Here is a 13,179-nt window from a genome sequence, read left to right as displayed (position 1 = left end):
ATAAGTAGGTTGTTGATTACTGTTACGTTGAGGCCATCAAACCGGCACTCCCTGCCGCGGCGATGATCAAGTCCGTCAACGTATCGAGAGCGCGGGAGGGGATCTTCCAACGTTGCCAATACAACTGGATCTGGCTTTCCCATTCAGGGTTTACCGGGAGCAGGGAACCGTCTTTTGGATCCTGGATATCAGGGATCATGCCCCAACCCAGCGAAGCCGCTACGGCAGCGACGTATTGCCGCGAATCCGGCACAAAGTGCTCCACCGGGGCATCTTGGCGCGCGCTTCCCGCAAGGGTCCTGCGCATTGACAACTGCAGGTCATCGTTCCTGTCGAAATTGACCATTGGTGCCGCAGCCAATTCGCTGGCTGGATCGTTGCCCGGCAGCCATTTCCGGATAAAGTCAGCCGAGGCCATCGCGCGGTAGGTCATAGCCCCGAGTGGCACCGACGAACATCCCTGAACCGGGACGCTTTTTGTCGTCACTACGCCCATGACCTGGCCTGAGCGCAGTAGTTCCGTGGAGTGGGCTTCATCGTGCCGCAGGATTTCGCAGGCCATGAGGTCTTGGTCTGCGAGCCCTTGGAGCACAGGGGTGAACCAGCTCGACAAGGAATCTGCGTTCACTGCAATGCTGACCCGTGACGGCGGCAATGACCGGGCTTCGTCCTCTGACATTCTCAGTTGCCGCCGGGCCTCGGCAGACAGGAGTTCTGTTTCGCGGGCCAGACGCAGCAGCACGTCACCGCTGGAGGTGGGCTTGATGGGGCGTGAGCGAATGAACAGCACGCTTCCAACCTGCTTTTCCAGGGCTTTCAGGCGCTGACTCACCGCCGATGCGGTGATGTTGAGCTCGCGCGCAGCGCGTTCCAGCGTGCCGGCCTCAAGGACGGTCTTGAAGGTGCGGAGTTGTTCGGTGGAGAAGTCCATACTAAGAAATTCTAATGAAGACTAAGAATAATTAGTTCGACATCCCATAGGCGTTCCCATAAATTCGATGGGTGACTCTATTTCCTTTGTTTACCGGTCTTGCCACGGGGCTGTCGCTGATTGTAGCCATCGGCGCACAAAACGCGTTCGTCCTGAGGCAAGGCATCCACCGCGAGCACGTGGGTGCCGCGGTGCTTATCTGCATGTTCTCGGACATCGTCCTCATATTTGCCGGCATCGCAGGGCTCGGGGCCCTGCTCAACGTGGCCCCGTGGTTCATCACCGTGGCGCGGCTCGGGGGAACAGGGTTCCTTGTTGTCTATGCGTTCTTTGCTGCCCGACGCGCACTCAATCCACAAGTCCTGACCCAGGCCGCCGAGGTTTCGGGCAACACGCTGCGATCCGTCGCGCTCACAACACTGGCACTCACCTGGTTGAACCCCCACGTTTACCTCGACACCGTGGTTCTGCTAGGGTCCATCGCCGCAGCCCAGGGCCCCTCGGGCCGATGGCTATTCGGCGCGGGTGCGGCACTTGGCAGCATTGCATGGTTTAGCGCACTCGGGTACGGCTCCCGCTACCTACGCGGGTTTTTTGCCAGCCCCGTCTCGTGGCGCATCCTAGATGGCATCATCGCCATCATCATGCTTGTGCTGGCGTTGACGTTGCTGCTTCCGGTAATCACCTAGGCTCGAAGCTTCGGCACGACGCGTCCGCGGAGCGAAGGATGTCCTTCCGGTACATGGTGCCCGTCCTCGTGACGGAGAAACCCAACCTTTCATAGACGCCCACCGCGCCGGTTGGACTCTGGACGTCAACGCTCAGCCCAACCTCGGTAAAACCATCAGCCAGGGCCGCGGCAATAACGTCCGACAACAGTCTGCCGGCATATCCCTTCCCGCGGGAATCCCGTGCTGTGCCGACGCGGGCCACATACAGTTCGTTTGGGACCCATTCAGAACTAAGTGCGTAGGACAGCACCCTTGGCCGGAGACTGCCTGGTTGCTTCTCAACCAGTATTCGGGAGCACTCCGCCCGGAACGTTCGGGCGGAAGTCATGGCTTCCCATTCGTCAGCGGTCTTTGGCGTGGATCCCCAATGGTCGGCAAATGCCTCATTGTCGAGCAAGCGAATTGATTCCGCCCATTCGGGGGAGTATGGGAGTACCTTCAGGGAATCGTTTACCCCGAGCTCCATGGATGATTTCCGAAATTCTTCCGCCTTGACGGTCATGTCTTGGAAATACCGGGCCGGGAGATAGCCCCTGGCCTCGGCCATGGCTCCGGCGCTATGTCCCGGGGCGTTTCCCCACATGTCGACTGCGGCGGGGGCGCCGGGATGCAGCTGTGCGGACTTTTGCCTGGCGCGGGACTCCAGGATGTCCATCAGTTTTGTGCCCACGCCCTGACGACGATATTCCAGGTGTACACCACCGGTAATCGACACTCGGGAAAGCCCCTCACGCAGCTGGTGTCCAACACGCAGTTGGGCGAATCCCACGAGCCTGTTGCCATCCCACACAGCCACTGTGTCGCGCTCCGGTTCCATTCCGGGTTCGTGCAGTTCCTCAAGCAGATCCTCGGCTTCATAGAACTCGTCGGTGCAATCCACAACGGCAAGGTGGTTGGTCAGCTCCGCCCAGGCCTGAACATTCTCGTTTCGAATCCAGTCGTAGAGCAGGTTCAACGCCGTTCCCTTTCAATGTCATACGTGGTGGGGTTTGTACCTCGTGGACTCGATTCAACGTATCGTACCTTCGGCATCCGCCAAAGAGGATTCGGTGGGAACCTGAAGATCTATGCCCGAAGGAAACCAAGCGACCCGCGACAAACTGTGCACAGAAGTTATCCACAGATGGGGATAAGGCTGTGGGTTATGTCGCATGGATACCAGAACTCCCTACGCTTTCGGCATTCGTGCACCATCCGACCGCGTGGCTGTGAGTTATTAACACTGTGGACAAGATGTGTGGAAAACAAGCCATCGCAGCATGGCGGTGGATTGATTTTCCGTGAATTCTCGCGGAGTAGGTCATACTTTCGAACATTCCACCACCAATACTGCCGCGTTCGGATCGAGGCCAATGCACAGGTTGTGCACTAAGTTATCCACAGCTGTGGATGAAATTGTGCATATTGGGGTGAATCTCTCAATGAGCCGTCGAGATTTGCGCCATTGCCGCGTAATAGGCCCTTGTTGCACGCTTGAATTACACAGGTGTGAGTTATTAACAGTGTGGATAACGCCTGTGGATAATTTTTCGACTTTGTCCGGCTACGACAGCGGCACTCGAACGTTTGCGGCTCCCCAAAAAGTCACGGCAACTAGGAGCATTACCAAGATTGCAAGCCCTGCCCACTGCATCAACGATCGATGCGCACCCTTGGGTGCGTAAGCAAAGATCCCAGCGCAGGCCGCCCCGAGAACCAGACCGCCAACGTGGGCTTGCCAGGCAATGCCGGGGATGACAAAACCAATGGCCAGGTTTATGGCAACCAGGATAGCAACCTGGACCACCGGGATTCCGCGTGATCTCAAGAGAACAAACATGGCGGCAAAGAGTCCAAAAACCGCACCCGAGGCTCCAACAACGGAGACCAGCGGGTTCGCTATCAGCAGGACGGCTACCGAACCTCCCAGAGCCGATATCAAATAGAGCGCAAGGAATCTCGACCGGCCCAGCATTGGTTCGAGTACCCGTCCACAGATGTACAGCGCATACATGTTGAACGCGATGTGCCCGATGAAAGTGGGGGAGTGCGCAAATGCCGAGGTCAGCATGCGCCACGGTTCGGCAGAACCATAAGGGCTGGTATAAATTCCTGCGTACAAGAGTTCGCTGGTGAGACCGGAGAACAGCATCTGCAGGCCGAACACGACGACATTGATCCCGATAAGCACGTACGTCACCATGGGCCGCCCGTCGGTGGCTTTGCCGCCAAACACCGTCCGAGTCGTTGGAATGTTTCGGTTCGCCTCGCGCACGCAATCCACACACTGTGTGCCCACAGCGGCAGTCACCTGGCATTCCGCGCAAACAGGGCGACCGCACCGTTGGCAGGTTACATAGGAAATGCGCTCGGGATGCCGGGGGCATACCGGCGGCGAGAAGGCCTGGTCTTGGTTGGAAAGTCCATACGACATGGAATGATTCTCCTGCTTTTTAAGGTCGTCGTCCCTTTGAAAGGGTCAATGACCATCCTCCCCCACGAACCTTGGGAGCTTGGCCCAATGTGCACCAAATGGGATTGCCGCTCGGCGACATGGGGCTAAGACAAAGCGGCCCCGCATACCGCCACGCCGAAGCGAGATTGGTAAGCGGAGCCGCCAGGAATCTTGACGCAGAAAACTCTACGTCAACATCGAATCTTTAGAGCTCGACGATGTCGATGCTGGAGATGACAACATCTTCCAGCGGCTTGTCGCGGCCATCGGTGGCGATGGCGTTGAGTGCGTCAACGATCTTGCGTGATTCTGCGTCGGTGACGTCGCCGAAGATGGTGTGCTTGCCCTGCAGCCAGGTGGTCGGTACCGAGGTGATGAAGAACTGGGAACCGTTGGTGCCCTTGCCCATCTGGATACCGGCATTGGCCATGGCCAGCTTGTACGGCTCGCGGAAGTCAAGCTCCGGGTTGATTTCGTCGTCGAAACGGTAGCCCGGGCCGCCGATGCCCTGGCCCAGCGGATCGCCGCCCTGGATCATGAAGTCAGCGATGATTCGGTGGAAGATCGTTCCGTTGTACAACGGGGTGTTGACCTTTTCTTCGCCGCTCTGCGGGTCGTTCCAGGTCTGCTCACCGGTGGAAAGTCCGATGAAGTTCTTGACGGTCTTCGGGGCGTGGTTGCCGAAGAGGTTGACGACGATGTCGCCCAAGTTGGTGTGGATGGTCGCGGTATGCGTAGGGATTGCAGTCATGAAGTTATTCTTCCACGAGCCCTGCAAGCCCGTAAACGAATGGCTACGCGTTCAGTGAACACCAGTACATGCCATTGATATATGCCCCGGCGGTAATGGCTGGATCCGCTCGCACGTCGTAGGCTAGGACAAAGCTACCGAAACGATCAAAGGGGTTCACTATGAAGTCAGAACGTATCGCTCGAGACTTTGGTGAAAGCGTTGCAACAAGCGCCGAACAAGCACTGGACTGGGCAGCACCCAAGATTGACACCGCTGTTAAGTGGGCCGTTCCGCGCATTGAAAAAGGCATCGAGACGGCATCCCCAAAGATCCAGGAAGGCCTCACCCGGGCCGCGAATGAACTCTCGGAAACAGTCGCAAAAGTAACTCCGCTGTTGCAGGAATCCCTTGAACGAGTGGGCCCCATGATTTCCGCCGCAATCGATGAAGCCACTCCACGGGTGCAAAAGGCTGCTGACCGCGCCGCTCCCGTGTTGACCGAGGCCCTGGACCACGCCCGCGAAGTGGTTCTAAATGAGTACATTCCTGCGGCAAATGAAAAAATCAGCCAGGCGGCCCAGTTCACTGCCCGCAAGATTGAAGAGGCCCAGATTCCTGCCGCCCTGAACAACCTTGCTGGGTCGCTGACGCCTGAACCGGAAACCATTGAACGAGTGCAGCAGGCAGCAACGGCTGCCGTTGAGACGACAGCCAAGGAGCTAGAAAACGTGCAGAAACCAGCTAAGAAGAAAAAAGGCCTGCTGATCTTCGCAATCATCGCGGCGGCCGGCGCCGCCGCCGTAGCCGCATGGCGGGCTTCGAAGCCCATTGACGATCCCTGGAAGACCCCGGCTCCCGTGGAGCCGACGACCGTGCGCGCAAACGTTGCGACAGAGACGCCTGCATCCGTTGATGAGGTTCGTGAACAGGTCGCAAAGTCTGCAGCCGAGGCCAAGGAGCATGCAAAGGACGCCGCCAAAGAGGCAACGGCAGGAGCCAAGGAAACCCTTGTATCCGTCAAGGAAGAGCTGACCGAGGCGGCAAGCGCGGCAAAGCACAAGGCCGAAGAAGCCGTCTCTGCGGTCGAAGACAAGGTCTCCGAGGTCGTAGCCGATATCAAATCCGATACGCCCAAGCCCTCGCCCCGCCCCAAGAAGTAGGCGTTCAGGCCACAAATTGAAATAGGGCGGTGTGTTTGGCGAATATTCAAGATTCGCCAAACACACCGCCCTATATATTTATCCAGGAGGCGTTTTAAGGAGAACGGATCCGACAACCCGCCCATTTACATCCGCACCGTGTCAGGAGATCATGCCTGCGAGTCGTTCAGGGGCCCTTACCGCGGCATAAACCGGCCTTTGCTGAGGCCTTGGGCAGCATTCGTCCTTGGCCACGTACAACCAATACCAGGCCTGCAAGGATGATGGCCAAGCCAAGTGCAGTTCCGGCGGGTAGATGCTGCCCTAGGAAAAGCGCTGCCAGCAATGCGGCACCCGGGATTTCCAACAAGATGAGGGTGGAGACTGTCAACGGCCCAAGGCTGGAAACCAGGTGGTTGAATGCCGAGTGCCCAAGCACCTGCGAGAACAAGGCCAACGCAAGGATCCCCATCCATCCTCTTGCATCGAATCCCCAGACCGGGGCACCGAAAATCAAGCAGATGGCCAGAAGGACGATCGAGGTCATGCCATAGCAAAGCGTTGTGTAGGTGCTCGTGGTCATGGTTGCCCGCGCCTTTGCCCCGGCGAGGGTGTAGACCGCGGCAAGAATCCCACCGACAAGTGCCAGCCCATCGCCGATCAGAGCGTCACGGCCCGAACCTATATCGAATCCCGTCATCACCAACACGCCGGCGAAGGCAAGCAGGACCCCTGTTCCCACCCGCCAGCCGTATTTCGTTCCCCGCAAGGACTGGAACAGCGCGATCCAGGCGGCTTGCAGACACACCAGCGCGGTGGCTGCAGCAACGGTGGTCATTCGGATGGCTGTCATGAAGCAAACGAAATGCAGCGCCAGTGAGACGGCTGCAACCGCGCTCCAGCCCCATTCTCGGCGCCTGAGGCGGCCAAACGACCTGGGATCGGACGCCACGGCAGGGACGGCCATGACAGCGGTCCCAATGGCGTTGCGCCACAAGGCCATTGAAAGGGCAGGAACGGTCGGGAAGGCTGCAATAATCGGCCCGGAAGCGGAAACTCCGAGGACGCCGACGATCGCGAGGAAAAAGGTCACGTGTCTACTCCAGGTTCGGTACTTCACGCCGGCCAACTCGCCGACGGTCAATCCGGGCTTCGACACAAAATGGGGCGGAAACACGAATGGCCCGGAACATTTGTTCCGGGCCATTCGTTTCGGTGGAGACTAGGGGGGTCGAACCCCTGACCTGAAGCTTGCAAAGCTACCGCTCTACCAACTGAGCTAAGTCCCCGTATGAATTCAGGATACCTTATCGGTGCCCTGACTCCAGCTGGCCTTATCGGCCGATGATTCCTTCAACTTACGATAGCCTATTATGCCCGCGGCTATTACCACCAACACCAGAAGTTTCCGCATGGGACACTTCCTTTCAACTACCGTTCGGATGAGGGAATCCGTGGGCGTACCTGGACTTGAACCAGGGACCTCTTCGTTATCAGCGAAGCGCTCTAACCGCCTGAGCTATACGCCCTCTTTGTTCCCGCTGGGAACGAGATAAAACTTTACATGAGGAATGGCCAAAGAAACAAATCGGCCCTCGGGTCGACTTCGATGAAGTGTCCCGAGGGCCGGATTCTAGGCTTTTTTGACGATTAATCGTCGGTCAAAGTCACGCCAATTCCGCCAACAAGCGTCGACGAGAGGTTGTAAAGCACTGCCGCAAGCATCGTAAGCGCTGTGAGCAATACCACATTGACCACGGCAATAATGGTGGCGAAGGAAGCGACCTGACCCAACGAAGCGATCTTTGTGAGGTCGAAGTCCGATTCGGTTCCGATGACCTCGCGCAACAAGCCGTTGACGCTGTTGAAGATGCCGGTCAGGTCCAGGATGGACCAGAAGACCACGGATGCGACAACCGTAACGATGCCCAGTGCCACCGAAAGCAGGAATGCCATCTTCAGCACCGACCAGGGATCGACCTTGGAGATCAGCAGGCGGGCCTTGCGGACCTTGGCCTTCGGCGCAGGACGCACCAGCTGCTGCGGGCGGGTGCCGGGGGCTCCGGCAGGTCGCTGCCCGGCGGGGCGGGGCGCGGAGCCGGCAGGGCGTTGCCCGGCGGGGCGCGGGGCACCGGCCGGACGCTGTGCGGTTCCGGGACGCGGTGCTCCGCCTGCCGGACGGGGTGCGCCTACTGGGGTCTGCCGTGGCGCTGCGGGACGGGTGCCACCAGTGCCGCCCGCCGGGCGGGGGGTATTCGGGGTGCTCACGCGTTACCTCCGTCGTTGGTGGCCTCGTCGTTTTGCTCAAGGTTTTCCTGAGTTTCCGCCGGGTTTTCTTCACCCGCTGGAGCCTCGGAGGCCGTTTCTTGTGTCTTTTCCGCGTTCAACGGTACTGCATCTTCCTCGGTGTTCTCTCCGAGCCCGCGTTCGGTGTTCTTTGCCACCGCGATGATGCGGTCCTTCTTGTCGGGCTTGGCAAAGATGACGCCCATGGTGTCGCGGCCCTTGGCCGGAACCTGGGAAACGTCGGAGCGGACGACCTTGCCACCCTCCATGACGACGAGAACTTCGTCCTCGTCGTGCACGATCAGCGCGCCGACCAAATCACCGCGCTCCTCGGCCAGCTTGGCGACCTTGATGCCGATGCCGCCGCGGGACTGGACCCGGTATTCCTCGACACTGGTGCGCTTGGCGTAGCCGCCCTCGGTGACGATGAACACATAGGAATCCTCGGTGACGACGTCCGCCGCCAGCAATTCGTCCTCGTCGCGGAACTTCATGCCGGTCACGCCGGAGGTGGCGCGACCCATTGGGCGCAGCGCTTCGTCGGTGGCCGTGAAGCGCACCGACTGGCCCTTGCGGGAAACCAGCATCAGGTCGTCGGTCTCGGAAATCAGCTGTGCGGAAACGAGTTCGTCGCCCTCGCGCAGGTTGATGGCGATGACGCCGGCCGAACGATTGGTGTCGTAGTCCGCCAGGCGGGTCTTCTTCACCAGGCCGTTGCGGGTGGCCAGCACCAGGTACGGGGCCTGCTCGTAGTCGCGCAAATCCAGCACCTGGGCGATGCGCTCGTCCGGCTGGAAGGCCATCACGTTTGCCACGTGCTGGCCCTTGGCGTCGCGCCCCGCCTCGGCAAGCTCGTAGCACTTGGTGCGGTACACGCGGCCGTGGTTGGTGAAGAACAGCAGCCAGTTGTGCGTGGTGGTGACGAAGAAGTGCTCGACGACGTCGTCGCCGCGCAGCTGGGCGCCCTTGATGCCCTTGCCGCCGCGGTGCTGCGAGCGGTAGTTGTCCGAGCGGGTGCGCTTGACGTAGCCGCCTCGGGTGATGGTGACGACCATTTCCTCTTCGGGGATCAGGTCCTCGACGCTCATGTCGCCGTCGTAGCCCATGAGCACCTTGGTGCGGCGGTCGTCGCCGTGCTTCTCGACGATCTCGGCGAGTTCCTCGGAGATGATGGTGCGCTGGCGCTGCGGGTCGGCGATGATCGTCTTGAATTCGGCGATCATGAGCTCGAGCTCGGCGTGGCGATCCTGGATCTTCTGGCGTTCCAGGGCGGCCAGGCGGCGCAGCTGCATGTCGAGGATGGCGCGGGCCTGGAGATCATCGATCTGAAGCAGTTCCATCAGGCCCTCGCGTGCCGCGTCGGTGGTGGAGGAGCGGCGGATCAGCGCGATGACCTCGTCAAGCGCATCCAGGGCCTTGAGCAGGCCGCGCAGGATGTGCGCCTCCTCCTCGGCCTTGCGCAGGCGGAAGGCGGTGCGGCGGATGATGACTTCCATCTGGTGGGTCACCCAGTGGCGGATGAACGCATCCAGCGAGAGCGTGCGCGGCACGCCGTCGACGATCGCGAGCATGTTCGCGGAGAAGTTGTCCTGCAGCTGCGTGTGCTTGTACAGGTTGTTCAGCACGACCTTGGCCACGGCGTCGCGCTTGAGCACGATCACCAGGCGCTGGCCGGTGCGGCCGGAGGTCTCGTCGCGCAGGTCGGCGATGCCGGTGATCTTGCCGTCCTTGACCAGTTCGGCGATCTTCACGGCCAGGTTGTCCGGGTTGGCCTGGTACGGCAGCTCGGTGACCACCAGGCAGGTACGGCCCTGGAGTTCCTCGACGGAAACCACGGCGCGCATGGTGATGGAGCCGCGGCCGGTGCGGTAGGCGTCGGCGATGCCCTTGGTGCCAAGGATCATGGCGCCGGTCGGGAAGTCGGGGCCCTTGATGCGCAGCATCAGTTCCTCGAGCAGTTCCTCGCGGGACGCCTCGGGGTTTTCCAGGTACCACTGCACGCCGGAGGCTACCTCGCGCAGGTTGTGCGGCGGGATGTTGGTGGCCATGCCCACGGCGATGCCGGAGGAGCCGTTGACCAAGAGGTTCGGGAAACGCGCCGGCAGGATCGTGGGTTCCTGGTTCTTGCCGTCGTAGTTGTCCTGGAAGTCGACGGTGTCCTCGTTGATGTCGCGGACCATTTCCATGGCCAGCTGCGACATCTTGGTTTCCGTGTAACGCGGGGCGGCGGCGCCGTCGTTGCCGGGGGAGCCGAAGTTGCCCTGGCCCAGGGCCAGCGGGTAGCGCATGGTCCAGTCCTGGATCAGTCGCACCAGCGCATCGTAGATGGCGGTGTCGCCGTGCGGGTGGTACTGGCCCATGACCTCGCCGACCACGCGGGCGCACTTGTTGTAGGAGCGCTCCGGGCGGTAGCCGCCGTCATACATCGCGTAGATCACGCGGCGGTGCACGGGCTTCAGGCCGTCGCGCACGTCCGGCAGCGCGCGGCCCACGATGACCGCCATGGCGTAGTCAAGGTAGGAGCGCTGCATTTCGGTCTGCAGGTCGATCTGGTCGATCTTGTCGTGGCCGGCGGCAACGGCCACGACGTCGTCGATCACCGCGCCCTCAACGATTTCCTCGTTGGCGCCGGCGCCGTCCTGCGGGTTTTCGGGAGTCTGATCGCTCATCGATTTCTTCCTCTAGTCAAAAGTCTGTGGGTGAACGCGGGGGAGTGGCCGGATCCGGACTAGATGTCCAGGAAGCGCACGTCCTTGGCGTTCTGCTGGATGAAGTTTCGACGCGATTCGACGTCCTCGCCCATAAGCACGGAGAAGATCTGGTCCGCGGCGGCGGCGTCGTCCACGGTGATCTGGCGCAGCGTGCGGTGCTCGGGGTCCATGGTGGTGTCCCAGAGTTCCGAGTAGTCCATCTCGCCCAGGCCCTTGTAGCGCTGGATGCCGTTGTCCTTGGGCAGGCGCTTGTTCTTCGCCGCACCGGTGGTCAGCGCGTGGTCGCGTTCCTTGTCCGAGTACACGTACTCGTGCGGGGAGTTGGACCACTTGATGCGGTACAGCGGCGGCATGGCCAGGTACACGTAGCCGTTTTCGATCAGCGGGCGCATGAAGCGGAAGAGCAGGGTCAGCAGCAGCGTGGTGATGTGCTGGCCGTCGACGTCAGCATCGGCCATCAGCACGATCTTGTGGTAGCGCAGCTTGGCCATGTCGAATTCCTCGCCGATGCCCGTGCCGAACGCGGTGATCATCGACTGGACCTCGCTGTTGCCCAGTGCGCGGTCCAGGCGGGCGCGCTCCACGTTCAGGATCTTGCCGCGCAGCGGCAGGATGGCCTGGGTGTGCGGGTTGCGTCCGCGCTTGGCCGAGCCGCCTGCGGAGTCGCCCTCCACGATGAAGACCTCGCACTCGGAGGGGTTCTTCGAGGAGCAGTCCGAAAGCTTGCCGGGCATGCCGAAGGATTCCAGCGGGGACTTGCGGCGCGCGTTGTCGCGCGCCTTGCGCGCGGCCAGGCGGGCCTGGGAGGCGAGCTGGGCCTTGCGGATGATGTCGCGCGCGGTGTTCGGGTTGCGCTCGAGCCAGTCGCCGAGTTCCTCGTTGACGACGCCCTGGACAAAGCCCTTGGCGATCGAGTTGCCCAGCTTGGTCTTGGTCTGGCCCTCGAACTGCGGCTCGGAAAGCTTGACGGAGATGACGGCGGTCAGGCCCTCGCGGATGTCGTCGCCCGTGAGGTTCTCGTCCTTTTCGCGCAGGATCGTCTTTTCGCGGGCGTAGCGGTTGATCAGCGAGGTCATCGCGGCGCGGAAGCCCTCTTCGTGGGTGCCGCCCTCGTGGGTGTTGATGGTGTTCGCGTAGGTGTGGACCGACTCCGAGTAGGCGTTGGTCCACTGCATGGCGACCTCGACACTGATGCCCTTGGTGGTGTCCTCGGATTCGAAGGCGATGACGTCCTCGTGGACGAGCTCGACCTTCTTGGAGGAGTTCAGGTGCTTGACGTAGTCGAGCAGGCCGTCCTTGTAGAGGTAGTCCACGACCCGGTGCTTCGGGGTGGCGTCGTTGATCTCGTCTTCTTCGGTGGCGATCTCGTCGGCGTCGACCGCGAGCGTGCGCTCGTCGGTGAGCGTGATGCGCAGGCCCTTGTTCAGGAAGGCCATCTGCTGGAAGCGGGCGCGCAGCGTCTCGAAGTCGAACTCGACCGTTTCGAAGATGGAGTCGTCCGGGTAGAAGGTCTGCGTGGTGCCGGTGGCATCGGTGTCTTCGCCCTTGACCAGGGTGCCCTGCGGCTTGCCGCCGTCGGCGAAGGACATGTGCCAGGCACTACCTTGGCGGCGGATTTCGGTCTCGACGCGCGAGGACAGGGCGTTCACCACGGAGATGCCCACGCCGTGCAGGCCGCCGGAAACGGCGTAGCCGCCGCCGCCGAACTTGCCGCCGGCGTGCAGGATGGTCATGACGACCTCGACCGTGGGCTTGCCCTCGGTGGGGTGGATGTCCACGGGGATGCCGCGGCCGTTGTCCTCGACCCGGACACCGCCGTCGGCCTGCATGTTGATCTTGATGTGGTCGCAGTGACCGGCCAAGGCCTCGTCGACGGAGTTGTCCACGACTTCGTAGACAAGGTGGTGAAGCCCGCGCGGTCCGGTGGAACCGATGTACATGCCCGGGCGCTTGCGAACAGCCTCGAGCCCCTCAAGGACCGTGATGTCTTGGGCGCCGTAGGTGTGTTCCACCCGTCCACTGACGCTTTCTTCAGGTTGTTCGGCCGCGGGTGATGCGCTGCCTTCGACGGAATCGATTGGTTCCTGGGGTGTGGTGTTATCGGTAGACACAGGTGCTACAGACTCCTCAAACAGTGGAAGGCCGAACACCGGAGGTGCCCGATCGTGAACCAGCGTCTCGCCCGCGCGGGGAAACGCCCTGCTCTCGATTCTA

11 protein-coding genes and 2 tRNA genes are annotated in these 13,179 nt (G+C 61.1%); 2 read left to right on the top strand and 11 right to left on the bottom strand.

Translation table 11 applies throughout. The features are described 5' to 3' along the window. Nucleotides 1–22: 22 nt before the first annotated feature. Complete coding sequence (locus JOF47_RS18640; RefSeq protein ID WP_210001153.1) at nt 23–931, bottom strand: ArgP/LysG family DNA-binding transcriptional regulator; 909 nt, start codon at nt 929–931, stop codon at nt 23–25. A gap of 71 nt (nt 932–1,002) precedes the next feature. On the opposite strand from JOF47_RS18640, the gene JOF47_RS18635 reads away from it, so the two are divergent. Beyond that, nucleotides 1,003–1,620 carry a LysE/ArgO family amino acid transporter gene (locus tag JOF47_RS18635; protein ID WP_210001151.1) on the top strand — a complete coding sequence of 206 codons (618 nt, stop codon included), beginning with the start codon at nt 1,003–1,005 and terminating at the stop codon, nt 1,618–1,620. Here the strand turns inward: JOF47_RS18635 and JOF47_RS18630 are convergent. From JOF47_RS18630 to JOF47_RS18620, 3 genes are all read right to left on the bottom strand, one after another. Continuing rightward, on the bottom strand, nt 1,613–2,617 hold the full coding sequence (locus JOF47_RS18630; RefSeq protein ID WP_210001150.1) for a GNAT family N-acetyltransferase: 1,005 nt from the start codon (nt 2,615–2,617) through the stop codon (nt 1,613–1,615). The genes JOF47_RS18635 and JOF47_RS18630 overlap by 8 nt on opposite strands. 588 nt (nt 2,618–3,205) lie before the next feature. Next, entirely contained in the window at nt 3,206–3,916 is a 711-nt protein-coding gene (locus JOF47_RS18625; RefSeq protein ID WP_342592839.1) for a rhomboid family intramembrane serine protease, read from the bottom strand. 385 nt (nt 3,917–4,301) lie between these two features. Next, nucleotides 4,302–4,847: a peptidylprolyl isomerase gene (locus tag JOF47_RS18620; RefSeq protein WP_210001147.1), complete on the bottom strand. Its 546-nt coding sequence runs from the start codon at nt 4,845–4,847 to the stop codon at nt 4,302–4,304. A 476-nt stretch (nt 4,848–5,323) separates the two neighbouring features. On the opposite strand from JOF47_RS18620, the gene JOF47_RS18615 reads away from it, so the two are divergent. Next, nucleotides 5,324–5,989, top strand: coding sequence for a hypothetical protein (locus tag JOF47_RS18615; protein ID WP_210001146.1), 666 nt, complete (start codon nt 5,324–5,326; stop codon nt 5,987–5,989). Nucleotides 5,990–6,155: 166 nt separating this feature from the next. Here JOF47_RS18615 and JOF47_RS18610 read toward each other — a convergent pair whose 3' ends face one another. The 7 genes from JOF47_RS18610 to gyrB form a co-directional block, all read right to left on the bottom strand. Beyond that, nucleotides 6,156–7,175: a DMT family transporter gene (locus tag JOF47_RS18610; protein ID WP_342592838.1), complete on the bottom strand. Its 1,020-nt coding sequence runs from the start codon at nt 7,173–7,175 to the stop codon at nt 6,156–6,158. Nucleotides 7,176–7,184: 9 nt separating this feature from the next. After that, nucleotides 7,185–7,257 (bottom strand) — tRNA-Ala (locus JOF47_RS18605). A gap of 8 nt (nt 7,258–7,265) precedes the next feature. Continuing rightward, complete coding sequence (locus JOF47_RS18600) at nt 7,266–7,382, bottom strand: DLW-39 family protein (protein WP_210001144.1); 117 nt, start codon at nt 7,380–7,382, stop codon at nt 7,266–7,268. A gap of 41 nt (nt 7,383–7,423) precedes the next feature. Next, nucleotides 7,424–7,497 (bottom strand) — tRNA-Ile (locus JOF47_RS18595). Nucleotides 7,498–7,618: 121 nt separating this feature from the next. Further along, complete coding sequence (locus JOF47_RS18590) at nt 7,619–8,236, bottom strand: DUF3566 domain-containing protein (protein ID WP_210001143.1); 618 nt, start codon at nt 8,234–8,236, stop codon at nt 7,619–7,621. Then, a complete protein-coding gene (gene gyrA / locus JOF47_RS18585; RefSeq protein WP_210001142.1) occupies nt 8,233–10,923 on the bottom strand; it encodes a DNA gyrase subunit A in 2,691 nt (896 codons plus the stop codon). The genes JOF47_RS18590 and gyrA overlap by 4 nt, the downstream gene beginning before the upstream one ends. Before the next feature lie 59 nt (nt 10,924–10,982). After that, nucleotides 10,983–13,076, bottom strand: a complete 2,094-nt coding sequence (gene gyrB, locus JOF47_RS18580) for a DNA topoisomerase (ATP-hydrolyzing) subunit B (RefSeq protein ID WP_377738706.1) — start codon at nt 13,074–13,076, stop codon at nt 10,983–10,985. Between the last annotated feature and the right edge of the window lie 103 nt (nt 13,077–13,179).

Source organism: Paeniglutamicibacter kerguelensis, assembly GCF_017876535.1.
Lineage (GTDB): Bacteria > Actinomycetota > Actinomycetes > Actinomycetales > Micrococcaceae > Paeniglutamicibacter > Paeniglutamicibacter kerguelensis.
Note: the sequence above shows the minus strand (reverse complement) of the source record. Positions and strands in the feature narration are given on the sequence as shown.